Consider the following 18,181-nt stretch of genomic DNA (forward strand, 5'->3'; position numbering starts at 1 on the left):
ATGAGACGGAGCGGGTTGCGGTATCTGGTGAGGATGGCAACGGGCGTGATGTTGCTGGTGCTGTGGGGGCATGCGTCCGCGCAGACCTTGGGTGTCTGCCAGGACGCAGGTCCGGATGCGTACACGATCACTATGCCCACCCAGTTGACTGTGCCGCGCGATGCCAGGGTGGGCACCATTATCGGTAAGTGGGTAAGCACGCCGCTGGTCACCAATTACTACACCTGTTTCTCGCTCTTCGGATTTTCTACCGGAGTCGGATTCGTGGCGACGAATCTTACGCCGTCGAGTATGACCATATCCGATGCGAAGACCACGTACACCGTTTTTAATACCAACGTCGCCGGCGTCGGAGTGGCAATCAGCGTCAGCTCGTACGCCGATAGGTGCGGCTTGAGCGGACCGATGGACCTGGGCCATAACCGATCGACTTCAACGAGTCCATTGCAGGTCGACTCGATGTGCGCCAGCATGGGACGCGGTGCTCGAAATGGCGGTACAGCATCGGTGGCTTTCGTGAAGACGGGCCCGATTACAGGCGGCACGACATCCGGAGGCGTTCTTTTCCAGGCGGCCGCGGTTATTCAGCCTTTGATCGGCGCAGCTTTCGTTCAGGGTGATATCGCCAAAAAGCAGTTCAGCTTGACCCCCACGACCTTCGTGGGTCTGGCCTGCTCGACACACGACCTGACGGTATCGATGGGTTCGTACAAGACATCGGCCTTCACCGGCAAAGGTTCTTCAACGAGTCCCGTCAGCTTCAACGTGGCGCTCGATGACTGCCCGGCAAACATGAAAAAAATACAGTACGAATTCGACGCACCAGGCGGTGTGATCGATACAGCCAACGGCGTCATTGCGTTGACCGCGGCATCCACCGCGACGGGTATCGGTCTAAAGCTGATGGACAGCAGCAACGCTGCACTCAAGTTCGATACGCAATATCAACTGAGCGGCTACGACAAGACGATCAGTCGCTCCTACACGATCTCATTGAAGGCCGCGTACTACCAGACGGCAGCGGCGGTAACGCCTGGTACGGCGAACGCCATCATGACGTTCACGATGACGTATCAGTAGAGAGAACGAATCAGCAGTATCGCGGTCGTCGCGCAAGCATCGCCGCCAATTGTCAGAAGTCGTAGACGCCGGTCAGATAGAACAGGCGCGTCGGCTGCACCTCAGTGAATTGCCCCTGCGCGAAATCGCCGTACAGCCGGCGATCGAATACGTTCTTCACGCCCAGCGTCATCGACCAGTCGCGCGCGTGATAGTAGATGCTTGCATCGGTACGGAGCTGGCCGGCGATCGACAATGCATTGCCGGCGCTGTCCTCTGTCGCATAGGACGACCGTGCCCGGATGCCGAGCCCTGCGCCCCAGCCATGCCAGCCTTCCGACTGCAGATCGTAGGTGGTCCAGAGACTGAACGCATGTTTGGGCACCTGCAGGGTATTCGTGCCCGGCGGATTCGACGACAGCGTAAACGTGTAGCTCGCGGACAGTTTCCACCCCGGGACCAGGCGCGCTGTCGCATCCACCTCGATCCCTCGGGTGACATAACCCGACGGGATGAACTCGTAGAAAACCGGATTCGTCGGATCGGATATCGCAACGTTGGAGGCGGCGATACGGAACAGCGCGACCGTCCCGGCGTAGCGTGCATCCGGAGCGTCGAACTTCAGACCTGTTTCGACGGACCGCCCAGTTTCCGGCGGTGCGACGTGGCCTGTCACATCAAGCACAGGCTGCGCATAAAAGCTCTTCTGAACATTTGCATACGCGGCGACACTGTCCGTGAGCTGATAAAGAATGCCGGCACTTGGCGACCAGGCGCTCTGATGCTGCTGGCCGGTGCCCCATTGCGAGCTTCGGTCGATGCCGACCGTTACGTGCAGCGCGTTCCACACGATCTGATCCTGCAGATAGAGCGTGTTCGAAACGGTGGTCGTATCGGAGGCGACGTCGGTAATCGGGGTCGTCGGAGGCGGCGCGGTTTGCCACGGGATCGGCTCGAACTGGTCGGCGCCGCTGTTTTGATTGAACACCTGGACGGTTCTGTTGTACGCCATGCCGAATACCAGCGTTTGCTTGACTGGCCCGGTGGAAAGCGTGGCCTTCAGGTTGTTGTCCAACGTGAGATTGTCGGTCTGAATCCGGAACTGGATGGGCTGATAGCGGCCCGTCAGCGGCGATAACGATTCGACGTCGAGCAGAACCCAGGCATCGGGGCCGTAGTTCTTTTCTGCGTTGTACCTGGCCTGACTGTGAAAGGTCAGCGCGTCGCCCAACTTCTGCGTGAGGTCGTAGCTGAACGACGTGTCGTTACTGTAGACGCGACCCGCGGGAGTGACGGGCTGCGAGTTCAATGCCAGTGGACCCGACGGAAGGAGCACCGTGTACGGCGCCAGCGGTTCGTTGTACGCGTGTTGCTGGAAGCCGACGACCAGTCGCGTTTTGCCGTTGTCGTAGGCCACCGACGGAGCAACATAAACATTGCTCCCCCCTCTCTGTCCGAAGAAGTCGCGCGCTGCATTTTCTCCGGACACCACAAACCTGTAGGTCAGTTGTCCGCTATTGCCGATCGGGCCGGCGAGATCGAGCGAGCTTAGCCAGTCTCCATACGAGCCGGCCTGCATCGTCAGTTCGTGAACCGGCGTGCTCTGCGGTTGCTTGGTCGTCACATTCAGCAGACCGCCTGGCAAGGTCGAGCCCCCGATGAGCGAGTTCGCCCCCTTGACCACCTCGATACTCGACAGTGCCGCGACCGGCAGGTTGAGTGCCGCATCGGCTGAGGTCGTCGGCATACCGTTCAACATCACCGTGGCAGCGAAACCGCGGATATACGGTGTTCTATCTTGCAGGGATGCTCCACTCGAGATGAAGCTGGTGAGGCCGCTGATGTCGCGCAGCGCGTCGTCGATTGACTGAAGCTGCTCGCTTTTTATCAGCGCCGGCGTGACGACGGCAACCGACTGCGGCGTATAGAAAAGCGGCGTCGCGGTGCGCGTCGCCGTCGACGACGACGTGGCCGCAAATTCATCCGCAGGAGGCGCCGTACCCGACACCTTGACCGGAGGAAGCACGATCGCCTCCGTTACCGCGTCCGGCGAGCGCGGGCCCGGCGACGTAACCGGAGAGAGCAGCAACTGATAACCCTTCGCGGTTTGGGCGGTTTCGCTGAGCCCGGTGTTGTGCAGGAGCGCGGTCAGCGCATTCGCTGCCGTATAGGTTCCGTGAACACCTTCGCTGCGCTTGCCCTGTACGTCCGACGGCGCGAACGACAGCGATACGCCCGCTTCGGTGGCGAAGCGGGCAAGCACGCTGTCGAGGGGGCCGGCCGGGATGTCGAATGTCAGGACGTGCGTATCTGCTGCGGGTGTAGCGGCGGTGGGTGGTGGATCCGCGTGTGCACGCGTGTGGGCAAACAGCAGACAGACTGCAAGATGAATTGCGATCGTGCGACCACGCATCACGCGCTCCGTAGCGATGTGAGCCGGTCGGCCGCGACGATACCGCTTCATCGCTGCTACGTATTGTGTTGGGTGGCAGCCGGCTTCGGCGAGTCGTCGGCACCGCTGCCGCGTGCTTCGACGCTCGTCCAGTACGGCGTGATCGACTGGACATGCACCGGGTACGCACGCTCGATCAATGCGAGTGTCGCGTCGGTGTTCGAGACCTGGTAGATGCCCGACACGCGCAGATTGGCAACATCGTCTGCGCAGCGCAATACGCCACTGCGATAGCGCGAGAGTTCCGCGATCAGGTCCGCGAGTCGCATGTTGTCGGCGTAGATCAGTCCGCGTGTCCAGAGCGCGTCATGTTCGTTGACGGCTTGCGGCGCGGTGACGGTGTCGCGTGTGAAGGTGCAGCACTGTCCTTGCCGGAGTCGAGAGGGAGTACCCGAAGCGGGCGACAGCAGCACATCGCCGATGAATGCCGCGACTCGCGTCAGCCCCGACAGTTGACGCACGCTGAACTGCGCGCCTGTGGATCCGACCGATCCTTCGACGGTCTGCACTGACAGCGTCGTTTGTCCGGTGCTCGCCGGGAGCACCATAACCTCGCCTTCGCGCAACACGACCTTCTGCATCGACGTGCTCGACACGACGTCGACTGCGCTACCGGTGTTCAGGATCAGATGCGTGCCGTCCGCGAGCCGGACGTCGCGCTGCGCGCCGGTGGCCGTCCGGTAATCGGCGCTCCATACTTGCCACGGCATCCTGCTCGCGAGCCATGCAGTCGGACCGAGGACGGCCAGCATCGACAAGGCCCTGACGACCTGGCGCCGTGTCTTCAACACATCCTGGTCGCGCCGCAGCGCGTTGCTCAGCCCCTGCGGAACCCCTTCGAACTGGCGACGTAACTGTTGCGCCAGTTCCCCGACGCGTCGGTGCGCATCGCTTTGCGTTTGCCAGCGCGAGAACGCGGCGTGGTCTGCGTCAGTGGCGGATCCGGAATGGAGGCGCGTCAGCAGTTGCGCTGCCTGCCGGAATAGCTGGGGGTCGAGTTTATCGTTGCTCATACTTCGTACATCGCGCAAAGGCATTCTTCGAATGCGGTGGCCATATAACGTTTGATGGTCCGCGTGGACACGGAGAGTCGTCCGGCGATCTCTTCGTAAGTCAGACCGTCGAGCTGGGACATCAGGAAAGCGGCGCGCACCGGCTCCGAGAGCTTCTGAAGTATCGCGTCGATCTGCCGCAGACTTTCGAGCACCAGCGCCCTGGCTTCTTCGGACGGCGCGTGGTGGACCGGCTGCGCTGCCAACGTCTCCAGATAAATCTGTTCGAGCGTCTGACGCCGCGCCTGGTCGATCAGCAACCGGCGGGCAATGGTGGCCAGATACGCTCTCGGCTGCTCGAGCGGCGGGGTGTCGCGCTCGCCGACCAGTTTGACGAACGTGTCCTGAGCGAGATCCGCTGCCTGGTCCGAGTTGCCCAGGCGCCTGCGCAGCCAGCCGACGAGCCAGCCGTGATGCTCCGCATAAAGCTTGTGCAACGGCGTAGGTTCCCTGCGCATGGTCGTTCCGGTCCTCGTACTCCTGGCTTCGCGGGCTTCAGTCCGCTAGATAGTCGTGGCCCATCGCTACAACATGACGAAAATACCGACCCCTGATGCTGAATAGGTGATTTTTGCCGCCGATTATCTCATTTTTCATGTTCGACCAGGACGCGTTACCCGGCCCCTAGGTGCAATGGAAACAGGGAATAGCGGGAGAAATGTGAACATCTGTGAATTGTTGAGAGACAGGGTAACGGCTTGATTTTGAGATTTGTTGAGAAATGAAGCGAGCGCGTATCGGCAGTGAGGCCGCTGTGTTTGCATGCCGATCGCCAGGATCGAAGACAGGGGAATCGATGGGCTGTTTTGAAGTTTCAGGTTCAGAGCGGTCTTGCTGCGCACCGTGATGCGAATTTCCTTCGTATTGGAATCCTTGGAGATGTCCGCGGTAAATCGCATTGAATAGATAGATAAGGTATCCGTATCAATTAAAAGCGGCGTTTTTATAAAAATATGGCTTCCTAACTATTTTCATCAAAAGCGCACATCGCGAAACGCTGCCCATCCCACTATCTGCGCTGCCGTACCAAGGGAAAAACCTAATGTCTGACCAATCCTTGCAAATGCATATTTGAACGAAATGTTCATAGGTGGATTGTGCATAAACTCAATCGCAGGAGACACGATGAAGATTTCCGTCAATCAAAAGCGTCGCAAGCTGCTTAAACTCGGTGGCGCCGCCGCCATCATTCCGGTTGCAGGCCGTGCCGGTGCAGCCTCTCTTTCTCCAGCCGGTGCGACCGGCGACTTCTCCGCCATCCAGTCCGAAGCGTTCGATTCGGCGATCTCTTCCGCGCAGTCCGACGCGCTCGTTTCGGCCGATCGGGCGTTGCTGTTCAAGTACGACTCGCCTGCGGTAGAGTCCAGCATCCTGTTCCAGGGGCTGCCGGTCGGGAACGGCCGACTGGGCGCGATGGCGGGCGGGGCGAGCGAACGCGAAGTGCTTTACCTGAACGAAATCACGCTGTGGTCGGGCACGCGAGACATCGTCGATCCGGCCTACACGACGAGCGGCATGGGTACGTATCTGTCGCTGGGCAGGCTCTACATCGATCTGCCCGCGCATGCGGGCGCGACGAATTACAGGCGCTCGCTCGACATCAGCAATTCGGTTGTGCGCACGCAGTACCGCGTCGGCGGCAAGACCTACAAGCGCGAGATTTTCAGCAGTTTTCCCGACAACGTGATCGTGATCCGTCTGACGTCGTCGCATGGCGGTGCGTATAACGGCACCGTTTCGCTGTTCGACGGGCAGGGCACGCAAACCGTCGGCGAGTCGAATCAGGCACTGTCGTTTTCGGGCGCGGTCGGCGGCAGTGGAGAACTGTATTCGGCCTACGTGCTGGTTGTTCCGGACGCAGGCAGCGCGTCGCTCGGCGCGGGCAATGCGCAGATCACGCTGCGGAATTGCCCGGCGGTCACGATCATCGTCGCCGCGCGCACCGACTACAACGGCCGCTACGTCGACAACTATCTGACCGGTATCAATCCGCGCGAGTCGGCCATCGCCGACGCGAAAAGCGCTGCGGAGCGACGCTACGGCGCGCTGCTCGAGCGCCATGTGCGCGATTACCGTTCGCTGTTCGATCGCATGGATCTCGATTTCGGCAGATCGAGCGATTCGCAAAACGCACTGACGATTCCCGAGCGTTTGCTGCAGCGCCAGGTGAACCCATCCGCAGCCGATCCCGAACTCGAAGCGATGTACGTGCAGTTCGGACGCTACCTGACGATCTCGTCGTCGCGCGGCTCGTTGCCGGCGAATCTGCAAGGCTTGTGGAGCACGACGAACAACCCGCCGTGGATGGCCGATTACCACACCGACATCAACATCCAGATGAACTACTGGCTCGCCGACCGGGCCGGGTTGCCGGAGTGCCAGCAACCGTTCGTCGATTACGTGACCGGGCAACTGCCGTCGTGGGTGCAGTCGACGAAGAATCACTTCAACGATGCCGCGAACGCGAATTACAGCAATTCCAGCGGCAACGTCGCGGGCTGGACGGTGGCGATTTCGACGGGCATCTACGGTTCGCTCGGTTGGGACTGGAGTCCGCCGGCAAGCGCGTGGTATTGCCGCACGCTGTGGAATCACTACGAGTTCACACTCGACCGCGCGTATCTGGCGAGGATCTATCCGGTCATCAAGTCCGCGTGCGAATTCTGGCAGGTGCGTTTGATCCGCGATCCTGCAACGGGTCTGCTCGTCGACGACAAGGACTGGTCGCCGGAGCAGGGACCGCATCAGCAGCTCGGCATCACGTACGCGCAGGAACTCGTGTGGGATCTGTTCACGAACTACCTCACGGCGAGCCAGTTGCTCGGCAAGGACGCAGACTTTGCGCGGACGATTGCGACGATGAAATCGCAGCTCTATCTGCCGAAGGTGAGCCCCACGACCGGGCAGCTTCAGGAGTGGATGAGCGACAGCGTCGTCGGCGAGACGGGACACCGGCATCTGTCGCCGCTGATCGGATGGTTCGAAGGCGAGCGCATCACGCTCGACAGCGATCCGAAGCTCGTGGCTGGTGTGAAAGCGCTGCTGACCGCGCGCGGTTTCGATTCGTTCGGATGGGGCCTCGCGTGGCGCATTGCATGCTGGGCACACTTCCACGACGCCGCGACCAGCTACTCGATGATCCCGAAGCTGTTGCGTTACTCGGCGGGTAACGATGGCGTCAGCGGCACGTTCGCGAACATGTTCGACGCGTACGCGTTGTCGAGTAATTCGTCTGCATTCCAGATCGACGCGAACTTCGGCGGTCCGGCCGCGATACTCGAAATGCTGCTGCAAAGCCGGATGGATCGCATCACGGTGCTGCCCGCATTGCCCACGCAATGGGGCACCGGAAGCGTGAAGGGATTGCGCGCGAAGGGCGGCTTTACGGTGGATCTCAAGTGGAGCCGTGGATCGTTGTCGTCGGTGAAACTCACGAGCGTCGGCGGGACGCGCACGACGCTGCAATACGGCAACCGCACGCGGACCGTCGCGATGCAGGCGGGCAGCACGATGAGATTCGACGGCAATCTCCAGCCAGGGTATTGAGCGACCGCTACCGGATAAACCGGTCAGCCAGGCAATCCACGGGCTCACCGCCCGAAGCAAAACGAAACACGGCAGCGCCGCAACCCGGCGCTGTCCGGCAGTTAACCCCGAAGTCCCGATTTTCATTTCTCACCAAGTTTTCACCAAGGAAAATCATGAAGATCCTGGGTCGTACACAGGTGGTTCTGTTATTCGTCAGCGCGATGATGATGTTCGGTCTGTCCGCGTGCGGCGGCGATCAGAATTCATCCGAAGCCGCGAGCGTCCTGCACGCCGAGGCAAATGCAGCAGACGCATCGTCGTCTCAAACGCCTTCAACGCAAACTGCGGCTCAACAGTCGATCGCGCTCCCGCCGATGGGCTGGGCGTCATGGAACGCATACGGCTGCAACATCACCGAAGACCTGGTGAAAACGGCCGCGAATGCGATCTCCGGTGGTTTGAAGAAAGACGGTCCGCTGATGAAAGCGGGCTACAGCTATATCAACGTCGACGATTGCTGGTTTGCGCCGTCGCGCGATCCGCAAGGCAACCTGGTCGCCGACCCCGTGCGCTTCCCCAGCGGCATAAAAGCACTGGCCGCCTATGTTCACGCACGCGGCCTGAAATTCGGCATCTACGAAGTCCCTTCGTTCGAAACCTGCGCGCAGCGCAATAACCTGTATGCCGGTCACACGACGCCGATGGGCAGTCTCGGACACGAAGTGCAGGATGCCAAAACATTCGCATCGTGGGACGTCGATTACGTGAAGTACGACTGGTGCACGCCGGACGGCACGCTCGACGATCAGGTCGCGGGCTTCCAGAAGATGCGCGATGCGCTGAACAGCGCAGGTGCGGCGGTGAATCGACGCATCGTCTACAGCATCAACCCGAACAGTTTCCATAGCGACAAGACGGGTCGCTCGTACGACTGGGGGCAAATCGCGGACCTGTGGAGAACGACTGAGGACATCACGTACGACACCGGCACGCCGGGCCATCAGAGCACGCCCGACTTCTCGCGGATCGTGAACCAGAACTTCTACGGCAACTACTTTCCGGAAGCGCAGCACACGGGCGTCTACAACGATGCGGACATGATGCTCGCAGGGTTCGGTCTGACGGCTGCGCAGGATCGCACGCATATGAGCTTGTGGGCGATTTCCGGCGCACCGCTGATCCTCGGCACCGATTTCACGACCCCCGTTAGCGCGGACACGATGGCGACGCTGACCAATCCCGAAGTGCTCGCGATCGATCAGGACGCACGCGGCCTGCAGGCGATTCGCGTCGCGGTACCGCAGAATGGCCTGGGTGTATGGGCCAAACTGCTGTCGGGTCAGGGTCGTCGTGCAGTGGTTCTGCTCAACACGACAGGGACCGCCGCAGCGATCACGGTGAACTGGAAAGACCTCGGACTGGACCCGTCCGCTTCGGCTCGCGTGCGCGATGTCTGGGCGCACACGGATCTCGGCTCACCGACGTCCGGCTACACGGCGGCCAATGTGCCGGCCGGCGGTTCCGTGATGCTGACGATCGCCGGCACGGACGACGCGTCGAAGATCCAGAAAGCGAAACCGATGAAGCAGGCGGATGGAGTTGCCCGCTATACGTTGACTGCGACGACGGGCGGATACATCGACGTCAACTACCGCAACACGGGAACGTCCGCGTTGAAGGTCTCGCTGATTCTCAACGAGAGCGTCCTGACGACGATCACGCTTCCGGTGACGCCGAGAAACACGCAAGGCACGATCACGCTGTACATGCCGTTCACTCCGGGGAGCAACAAGCTGACCTTCGTGCTTCCGGGCAAGGGCCGCAGCGCGCCTGAAATCGACAAGGTGACCTTGCTTGCCGCTCCGCAGCTCGCATTGCCGCCGGTCGCCTATGAAGCGGAAAGCGCCGCCAACGTGATTCAGGACGCGTCCATCGCGGCATGCAACATCTGCAGCGGCAACAACAAGGTCGGCAATCTCACGAACTCGGATTCGAGCCTGCAGTTCAACGGCATCGTTGCGGCATCCGATGGCCAGTACACGCTCCCCGTCGTCTACATCAGCGCGGACGATGGCGGCGGTTCGCCGCGTGCATTGAACGTCAGCATCAACGGCGGTCCGCTGATTCCGGTCCAGTTCCCGGGCGAAGGGACGTGGGATTTCCCGATCCTGTCGAGCGTTCAACTGACGGTCCCGCTTAAAGCCGGCATGAACACCGTCAAGTTCTCGGTGCTGTCCGGTAACTACGGTCCCGACATCGACGGGTTAGGTCAGGCGGTCAAACAGTAATCGATCTACGGCGAAGCGATGCCCGCGTTATCGCCGGCATCGCTTCATAAACGATCTTTGACGATCCATGGAGACACGCATGAAGAATCTCTTGATGCGGATTGCACTGCCGTTGGTGTTGGCCACGAGTTTTGCACAGACATCGTTTGCGGCCGACTCGTTAGTCCAGTCGAACGACACCGCGTCGACGGCCTCGGAGCGAGGGCAACGCTTCCACCACGATGAAGTTGCCGTGCTGTTCGTGATGGGGCAGAGCAATAGCGCGGGCCTTAATGGCCTGCCGCCAGACCTTGTGTTGACCGGCGCATCGAACACGGGCGCAAGCACGGGCGGAATGCCGGCACCTAACGTCTGGGGCATCCGTAACGACGGATGGGGCAACATCGCCGGCAACGCGGACGGCACGGGTGCGCCGTTCACCCAACCGATCTCGACGATCAAGCACGTGACGTGGGTGAACTGGTCGGACAGCACGTCGGCGGACATGAATCTTGGCTACTACGGCGGCAGCGGTAATGCGGCCAATTTCGCGGCCTACGCATGGCAGTCCGCGATCAATGCCGGTGAACGGTTGCCCGACCTGTACATCATCCACATCGGCTGGGGCAGCCAGGGCGTCGACGCTGCCGACGATGCGTTCAGCGGTTGCTGCGGCTGGACCGTGCATGGCGTCAATCTCTGGCAGCCGATGCTGAACGCGTCCCAGATACCGACTTACGCGCTAGCCCCGTTCGCTCGCCGGATGATGTACCTCGGGCTCAAGCAGATTCTCGCGAGCGGCAAGAAACCGCGCATCCTGGGGTTGCAGTGGAATCAATGGGAGGCCGAGGCTGCGCCGCTAAATTCTTCAGGTAATGCGCCGACGATCCAGCGCGCGCCGCAGAACTATGCGCACCTCTTCAGCAGTTTCTTTGCGGCAGTGGGAACGAAATTCCCGGTGATGATCGTGAAGCCGCTGTCGACGGCTTATGACAACGTCAGCGGTGCGGTTGCGCCTTATAACCCGAACGCGCTGGCGTCGATGCAAAAGGTGTTCGAGGGATTCGTCGATGCGGATCCCCGTACCTTCAGTTTCGCGGATGCATCGAAGTCGCCTGACTGGAATGGCCAGGGGCCGGGCTTCGGTATTTTCCAGGGCGGTGCGCTAGGCGGCGGAGACGGCAGCGTGCATTACAACCTGGACACGCAGAAGTGGTTTGGCGATCAGGCGCTGGCATCGTGCCTTGGCAACTCGCGCTATTGTGGACCGCGCGTGAGTGCGCTTCCGTGGTGGTTGCCGAACTGATTCTGGTGCGAGGCGGGCAGGGCAACCTGCTCGCCCGAATGATCGAAAGATTCCGTAAGTGCTTTAACGACGTGCGCTTGAGGTCGCTTAAGCGGCCTTCACCGTCGCCTGTGCGAGCATCGCCTCAACCGCTTGCCATGCCTTCGCAGCCGCGGACGCGTCGTTGAATGCCCGCGCTTCGACGGTCGCGCCATCGAGCAGCATCATGCATACATCCGCTAAACGTTTGGCTGCCGGTTCCGGTAAGACGTCTCGCAGAATCTCCGCGATCCAGCTGACGATTTTCTCGCGGTAGCGAATCGCAACTTCGGAAATCTTCGGGTAGCTTGTGCCGAATTCCGCGAGTGCGCGCTCAAACAGACATCCCGCGAATTCGGGCGTTCTGAACCAGTTGCCATACCAGTCGAAGAGTCCCTTCACCTGTTTGACCGGATCGGTGACGCCTTCGAGACTCTGCTCCATGCTGCCGATGATGAAGTGATAGCGCTGTTCCAGTACCTCGCGGACAAGATCGTCCTTGCCGGTGAAATGCCGGTACAGCGTCATTCTCGCGACGCCCGAATCGTCGATGATCCAGTCCACGCCCACCGGGTGGAAGCCATACCTGGAAAACAGCTCGGTGGCTTTTTCCACGACCTGCTGGCGCTTGCTCTCGCGCATCACAAACCCTCCGTCATGGGGACGCACTTTATCATTCTAGTTCGGCTCGTTCAGTACCCGCACCTTTCGATCGTCTATCGGGCAGGCCGCATTGCAATGTGGTCCGGTTCGCCTGTCGTGGCGGAGCGGCGAACAATCCGGCGCGATTCTATCGCGTGCCGTTTAACGCCGCCGAGGTCGATCAAGTGAAGCTTCTGACTGTCGGCTGGCATGCACGTTCAATTCACTCAAAATGGATAGTCTGACGATAACGATCGAACGCGGAAGCCTCAGGCTGAAGAAGGGCATCCGGAATTCTTCCACGCTGCGCAGGATCGCGGGCGTGGTAGCGCAATCGACGTTGATCGTTGTGGTTCTGTTCGTAACACGCGCTCATGCAAGCGGCCAGTTGCCACCCAGGCCGCTGCCGGAGAAAACGTTCTCGAGCTTCGCGGCGTGCGTCGACTCACTACGGCAGATGCATGCGGACGACGTCAAAGGCGCGAAGAGCGATCCCGTACCGATCGACGGCGGCGCGACGCGTCAGAGAATCGTCGATGCGAAAGACGTTGCATCGGACGGCCCCGACAACGCGCACTATACGGTCGAGAACGGCTGGGAGTTCCGTGTGCCGGGCGGCGACAACGTCGGCAATCGCTGGATCAAGACGAACTACTCGTATGACCGTACGACATGGACATGCACGGGCGCTTCGCTGACAGGCACGGTGACGAGCGGCTTTGCGTCGCCTGGATTTGAACGGGTCCCCTGAGCTTTCCGTTGCTATCGGTTGCCCGCTGTCACATCCAGCGCGGACGTGGAACTCTCCGTCAGGACCTCGACGAACAATGCAATCAACGGCTGCACGATATGCTGCGCGACAGAATCCTCGCCGATGACCGCGACTTCCGACGCAGGCAGCGCGGGCCATTGTGCGGACGTCGGCAGGATTTTCATACCGTCCTGCAGAAAAGACCTGCCCAGCACGGTCACGCCTAAACCGCCCGCGACCGCGGCCTGAACGCCGACCAGGTTGCTCGCGGTACACGCAGTCGTCCATTCGCGGCGGGCCGCGTCCAGCGTTTCGGTCATCACTTCGCGGTACCCGCAGGGCGGACGCATCATCACGAGCCTGGCGGGCCGCTTCGCGTCGCTACGAAAGCCGCTTGCCGCCAGCCACACCAGCGGCTCTCTCCAGATGACCCGGCCACGATGCGCCGAACCTTCGCGCTTCCTCTTCGCCAGCACCAGGTCCAGCAATCCCGCTTCGTGGTTTGCAAACAGATCCTGACTCGACGCAGTGGTCAGCTCGAGCTGCAGATTCGGATAGCGTTCACGCACTCGCGCAAGCAGCAAAGGCAACTGCGTCTGGACCAGATTCTCGGAGACACCTAAGCGTAGCGTTTCCAGCGGCTCAGGATTGCGTAGTTCCTGCATGAACGCATCGTATTGCGCGAGCAGACGTCGCCCGGCGACCAGCACGCGTTCACCATCCGGCGTGACGCTCAACGATCGGCTTGTGCGCTCCAGCACCTGAAGCCCCAGGCTCTCTTCGAGACGCAGCACTTTCTGGCTGACGGCCGATTGCGAACGACCGACGACATCCGCGGCCGCCGTAAAGCTGCCCGCTTCGGCAACGGCGATGAATGCACGTAGAAGATCGAGGTCGAGCGTCATTTTGATTAAGAAGGGAAACAGCTGGATTCAATAAATATTAGTCGCTGGTCTTCTTGTTTGCAAGGGCAGAAAATGAACGTACCGGCTTCCAGGTGCGGATTAAACCCATCGAGCCGCAGCGGTATTGATCTGATCGAACCTATTGGAGTGTGAGCATGGACAAGCAAAATTCAGTGAAGATCGTCGAGAACTTCTGGCGAGAAGTATGGCAATCGCGCAACCCCGACGCGGTCGACCATCTGGTTGCGGAAGACTTTTGCATTACGTCGGGTGGTGTGGAAATCCGTTCGCGTGGCAACTTCAAGAAGTGGGTGGCCGCTTTTCTGGCGAGCATCGACGACTTTGAGTTTCATGTCGTCGAGAGCTTTCAGAACGAAACGGGTGACCGGGTTGTGAGCCGGTGGCGTGTGACGGGGAAAAACAATGGCTTCATGGGTTTTGAGCCATGCCAGTCACCCATCGACATGACCGGAACCGCGGTACTGCACGTACGCGAAGACGGACTGTTGCAGCACAATTGGGTCGAGCGGAACGCGCTGGAGGTGCATCGGAGTTTGATGGCTGTGAGGGAAAGCGCAGGCACTCTCTGAAGGCGATTCATCTAACTATTTGCGCGCCGGGTGGTTGATCCCGGCCGAATAGTTGACGCTGATGGAATGGTGATGGCAAAGAACCGGGGATGATTTTTGCGGACGGATCGGCGACCATGGCTGCATGTTCTTTCTTCAGAAAGGAGTCGGCGATGGACGCGGCAACGCAACCGGTTTTTTGCAGCATCGTGACAGGTCGTTGGCTATACGAAGCATTCGGCCGGCAGTCGGGCGAGGGCGGCGTATGAAAACGGCTCCAGTTCAGACGGGCGCGGTCCGATGGAGCCGCAGGCTCCGGATTTCCGCGCTGGCGCTGGTCGCAGCGCTTGGGCTAACCGCATGCGAAGGCAGCCGCGAGCCGGACGCCTCACAGAAGCTGACGATGAAACCTTCCACGACATACCTGCACTTGCTGCGGCATACGCCGTTCTTCACCGCACTGGCCACGGATCAGCTGCAGTGGGTGATTGACCATTCACGCGAGTGGTCGGCCGACCCCGGAGCGGTGGTGGCGAAATGCGGTGCTACCGTTTCCGACGACGCGTACTGGGTATTACTCGACGGCGGCTGGCAGGTGCAACATGCCGGCCGCGCATTCAAGAGCGGACACGCCGATCCAGGCAAGTGGTTCAGCACGACGGAGGCGCACGGCGAGCCTTGCGAGCTGGTCACGACCGAACAAAGCTACGTGATGCGCATCGAGCGCAGCGAGATGCAGTCGATGCTGGCTAAAGGTTTTGGATTCGGCGCGCATCTCGATAGCGGCGTTGCGTATTACCGGTCGATTTTTGGTGATGGCGCGGCGTCGGCAGCATCGGCGGCGAAATAACCTGTTGACGACAGGTGCCTGGTCTGAGGCAAACCGGTTGCGCGTCCGCGCGTCCTCTTCCCTCGGGGACGCAACCTCCAATATTCTGCAGACCGAACACTGCCTGTCTACTGCTGTTCGAACGCTCGTTTTTGAGCACGCAGTCGCTCCCCGTTTTCGATAAACCCCACTCCCTGTCGAGCACCATATCGGTTGCCCCGCGTGCAGACAGGCCGCTGCATTCCGCTCCGAACGGAGCAATGCACGATCAGCTCGTCATCCGGTCGGCGAGTCGACGGATCAAGGGTGCTGCGAACACGACAACCGGCAGCATCACGAGCCACGAGAAAAGATAGGCGCTCAGCCAGTGCGACGCGAATGTTCCATCGGCAATGAAGTGTGCGTTTGCGATCGCGGACGCCACGGCGCACGTGATTCCGGACTGAACCGTTCCAAATACAAAATGACCGTAACGCCTGGGGATTCTGAACATCGGCGTCACCTAATGAGTTATTGCACTGTAAGTGCCGTTGCGCTCGACTGCACGGAGCAGCGGCCTCGACCCGTCCGCGCGGAGTACCCCGGTCTTCGCGGGTGCGAGCGACTGCACCGAGTTCATCGCATCGAGATCGCGCTGCATGGCGGCGAGACCCGCGGGAACCGCGAGACGCAGGTGCTCGATCAACGTACGGACCTTGGTGTCAGGGTAGCGGCCAGGCGCATGCACCGCATACACGTTGAATGCGCGCAGCGCGTATTGCGGCAACACTCTGACGAGCGCTCCGCTGCGCAGATCGTCGAGCGCGTTGTACACGGCAAGTGCGCCTATGCCGAGGCCTGACCGCAGCGCATGCGCGAGCGCATCGGGCGTATTGGCCTGAAACGGCGACGCGTCGACGGGCACGACCGTTGCGCCATCGGCGCTTTCGAGGTGCCATTCGTTTGCCGGCGCGACAGGGCTCGCGAACCGCAACAACACGTGACCCGCAAGATCCTCGGGCAGAGCGGGCACACCGTTCTTCGCCAGATAGGCCGGCGATGCGACGAGCACCGAATGCGTGGTCCCGAGCGTACTCGCAACGTAGCTGGAATCGGGCAGTTGTGACGCGCACATCAGCGACACGTCGAAACCGTCCTCGACGAGACTCGGCACACCCTGCGCGATGCTGAGTTCGACCGATACCTCAGGGTGACTGGCCTGATAGTCGACGAGCGCTGCGGTCACGAACCGTTGAGCAAGCCCCGGCGACGAATGCACGCGCAGATGCCCGCTTGCCGTGGTGACCGTGCTGCGTGCTTCCGCGTGCGCGTGGTCGACGTCCGCGAGAATGGACCGCGCACGCTCGTAATAGCGCGCGCCGGCCTCTGTCGGCGCCAGATGACGCGTGGTCCGGCGCAGCAGTGTTGCCTGCAACTGCTTCTCCAGCGACGACACCGCGCGCGAGATCTGTGCGGTGGTCATGTCGTTTTCGTTCGCGACCGCCGTGAATGTACCGGCTTCGACGACGCGAACAAACAGTCGCATGTTTTGAATGGTGTCCATGGTAGACGTCCCTGCTAGGCACCGGAATCTATCCGGCATGCGTGCATGCTCTCAATATTTGACAGTAGTGTCAAGAAATAAATGCATGAGTGGTACCCCGGGCATGCCGGTCATCGATTACCCGCACCGGCTGAAAGAGTCACTGTCCGTCAAAGCCCTTAAACATCGACGCATCGCTACCTACACTGGAATCACGACGAACGGCACATGGATTGATCGCCAGACGTCAGCACTTAACTCTTTGGAAAGGTACTCATCATGAAAACCAGACTCGTAGTTTCCGTCGTGGCACTTGCGTTGGCCCCGGCCATCGCGTTTGCTCAATCGCACAGCACCATCACGCGCGCCCAGGTTCGCGCCGAATTGACCGAACTTCAACAGGCCGGCTATCGCGGCGATACCGAAGCGTCCTACCCGACGAAACTGATGGAAGCGGAAAGCCGTGTCGCGAACGGCAGCGTGCAGTCCGTGGAGGCACCGAAGGCAAGCGGAGTAGGTGGCCGTGCTGCGGGTTCGTCGGCATCCGGCGCGCGTGGGCAAGGGGCCACGGATGACATCCCCGGTCTCAAGTCGATTTATTTCGGCAGCTGATCCGGGTTGCGGCGCCTGGGATGAAGGTGGTCCCGGACGCCGGCTGGAAACCGTCCGAACAATCGAAGACGGTCTTGAGAAATAAAAGACGTAAGAGACAAAGCCCCAGGAGACAACCATGCAGCAGTATTCGCGAGACTTCGATAACCCGCTGGGCGTCCAGCCAGCACGCGATCCTCTGCCGCCGGACGCGCAGCCGGATATCTTTTTCCAGGACGTTCGCGAAATCGATGAGTCGATGTGGATCCGGCAGGCTGAAGGCGTGGAGTTTCTGCCGCTTTGTTTCGGTGTGACGCAGGGGTATTGGGTCAATCTGCTGCGCGTGCGCAAGTCGGGTGTGCTGTCGTGTCACCGGCATCTGGGCGCCGTTCATGCGCACGTACTCAAGGGGCGCTGGTTCTACATGGAGCACAAGGAGATGTATACCGAGGGCTCATTCGTGATGGAACCGCCGGGCGAGATTCACACGCTCGTCGTGCCTCGCGACGTGACAGAGATGATCACGTGGTTTCATTCGGTCGCCGGCTATATCTACCTGGATGGCGACCGGATCACGGGCTATGAGGATGTGTTCACGAAGCTCGCGGCGGCCCGTGCTCATTACGAAGAGCACGGGCTCGATCAGCGGCAACTGGACCGCCTCGTTCGTTGACGGCGATTCGCGTGGCG

At 60.6% G+C, this 18,181-nt stretch carries 17 protein-coding genes; 9 read left to right on the forward strand and 8 right to left on the reverse strand.

Features of this window, described 5'->3' with window-relative positions:
* The first annotated feature begins 33 nt into the window (after nt 1–33).
* Nucleotides 34–1,080 (forward strand): fimbrial protein, encoded by a 1,047-nt coding sequence (locus E1748_RS09845; RefSeq protein ID WP_166653527.1) that lies wholly within the window; start codon nt 34–36, stop codon nt 1,078–1,080.
* Nucleotides 1,081–1,132: 52 nt separating this feature from the next.
* Here the strand turns inward: E1748_RS09845 and E1748_RS09850 are convergent, their stop codons facing one another.
* The 3 genes from E1748_RS09850 to E1748_RS09860 are packed head-to-tail and all read right to left on the reverse strand — an operon-like array spanning nt 1,133 to nt 5,021.
* Nucleotides 1,133–3,472: a TonB-dependent siderophore receptor gene (locus E1748_RS09850; protein WP_166653528.1), complete on the reverse strand. Its 2,340-nt coding sequence runs from the start codon at nt 3,470–3,472 to the stop codon at nt 1,133–1,135.
* A gap of 56 nt (nt 3,473–3,528) precedes the next feature.
* The gene (locus tag E1748_RS09855) at nt 3,529–4,524 is read right to left on the reverse strand and encodes a FecR domain-containing protein (RefSeq protein ID WP_166653529.1); all 996 of its coding nucleotides are present in this window, start codon (nt 4,522–4,524) and stop codon (nt 3,529–3,531) included.
* A complete protein-coding gene (locus E1748_RS09860) occupies nt 4,521–5,021 on the reverse strand; it encodes a sigma-70 family RNA polymerase sigma factor (protein WP_133646897.1) in 501 nt (166 codons plus the stop codon). Before E1748_RS09860 ends, E1748_RS09855 begins: the two co-directional genes overlap by 4 nt.
* A 667-nt stretch (nt 5,022–5,688) precedes the next feature.
* On the opposite strand from E1748_RS09860, the gene E1748_RS09865 reads away from it, so the two are divergent.
* From E1748_RS09865 to E1748_RS09875, 3 genes are all read left to right on the forward strand, one after another.
* Entirely contained in the window at nt 5,689–8,109 is a 2,421-nt protein-coding gene (locus E1748_RS09865; RefSeq protein WP_166653530.1) for a glycoside hydrolase family 95 protein, read from the forward strand.
* A gap of 155 nt (nt 8,110–8,264) precedes the next feature.
* On the forward strand, nt 8,265–10,379 hold the full coding sequence (locus E1748_RS09870; protein WP_205965218.1) for an alpha-galactosidase D: 2,115 nt from the start codon (nt 8,265–8,267) through the stop codon (nt 10,377–10,379).
* Between the two features lie 79 nt (nt 10,380–10,458).
* Entirely contained in the window at nt 10,459–11,664 is a 1,206-nt protein-coding gene (locus E1748_RS09875; protein WP_133646899.1) for a hypothetical protein, read from the forward strand.
* A gap of 87 nt (nt 11,665–11,751) precedes the next feature.
* Here E1748_RS09875 and E1748_RS09880 read toward each other — a convergent pair whose 3' ends face one another.
* The gene (locus E1748_RS09880; RefSeq protein ID WP_133646900.1) at nt 11,752–12,324 is read right to left on the reverse strand and encodes a TetR/AcrR family transcriptional regulator; all 573 of its coding nucleotides are present in this window, start codon (nt 12,322–12,324) and stop codon (nt 11,752–11,754) included.
* Nucleotides 12,325–12,556: 232 nt separating this feature from the next.
* Between E1748_RS09880 and E1748_RS09885 the strand changes: the two genes are divergently transcribed.
* Nucleotides 12,557–13,075, forward strand: a complete 519-nt coding sequence (locus E1748_RS09885; protein WP_133646901.1) for a hypothetical protein — start codon at nt 12,557–12,559, stop codon at nt 13,073–13,075.
* A gap of 11 nt (nt 13,076–13,086) precedes the next feature.
* On the opposite strand, the gene E1748_RS09890 is transcribed toward E1748_RS09885, so the two are convergent.
* Complete coding sequence (locus tag E1748_RS09890) at nt 13,087–13,980, reverse strand: LysR substrate-binding domain-containing protein (protein ID WP_133646902.1); 894 nt, start codon at nt 13,978–13,980, stop codon at nt 13,087–13,089.
* A gap of 155 nt (nt 13,981–14,135) precedes the next feature.
* Between E1748_RS09890 and E1748_RS09895 the strand changes: the two genes are divergently transcribed.
* Complete coding sequence (locus E1748_RS09895) at nt 14,136–14,570, forward strand: ester cyclase (RefSeq protein ID WP_133646903.1); 435 nt, start codon at nt 14,136–14,138, stop codon at nt 14,568–14,570.
* A gap of 7 nt (nt 14,571–14,577) precedes the next feature.
* On the opposite strand, the gene E1748_RS09900 is transcribed toward E1748_RS09895, so the two are convergent.
* Nucleotides 14,578–14,757, reverse strand: a complete 180-nt coding sequence (locus E1748_RS09900; protein WP_133646904.1) for a hypothetical protein — start codon at nt 14,755–14,757, stop codon at nt 14,578–14,580.
* 195 nt (nt 14,758–14,952) lie between these two features.
* On the opposite strand from E1748_RS09900, the gene E1748_RS09905 reads away from it, so the two are divergent.
* On the forward strand, nt 14,953–15,399 hold the full coding sequence (locus E1748_RS09905; RefSeq protein WP_240766428.1) for a hypothetical protein: 447 nt from the start codon (nt 14,953–14,955) through the stop codon (nt 15,397–15,399).
* 247 nt (nt 15,400–15,646) lie between these two features.
* On the opposite strand, the gene E1748_RS09910 is transcribed toward E1748_RS09905, so the two are convergent.
* Complete coding sequence (locus E1748_RS09910) at nt 15,647–15,871, reverse strand: DUF2798 domain-containing protein (protein ID WP_133646906.1); 225 nt, start codon at nt 15,869–15,871, stop codon at nt 15,647–15,649.
* 9 nt (nt 15,872–15,880) lie between these two features.
* Nucleotides 15,881–16,921, reverse strand: a complete 1,041-nt coding sequence (locus E1748_RS09915) for a LysR family transcriptional regulator (RefSeq protein ID WP_133646907.1) — start codon at nt 16,919–16,921, stop codon at nt 15,881–15,883.
* Between the two features lie 258 nt (nt 16,922–17,179).
* Between E1748_RS09915 and E1748_RS09920 the strand changes: the two genes are divergently transcribed.
* On the forward strand, nt 17,180–17,512 hold the full coding sequence (locus E1748_RS09920) for a DUF4148 domain-containing protein (RefSeq protein ID WP_133646908.1): 333 nt from the start codon (nt 17,180–17,182) through the stop codon (nt 17,510–17,512).
* Between the two features lie 118 nt (nt 17,513–17,630).
* Nucleotides 17,631–18,164: a 2,4'-dihydroxyacetophenone dioxygenase family protein gene (locus E1748_RS09925; RefSeq protein WP_133646909.1), complete on the forward strand. Its 534-nt coding sequence runs from the start codon at nt 17,631–17,633 to the stop codon at nt 18,162–18,164.
* Nucleotides 18,165–18,181: the final 17 nt, after the last annotated feature.

It is taken from the genome of Paraburkholderia flava, from assembly GCF_004359985.1.
Taxonomy (GTDB): domain Bacteria; phylum Pseudomonadota; class Gammaproteobacteria; order Burkholderiales; family Burkholderiaceae; genus Paraburkholderia; species Paraburkholderia flava.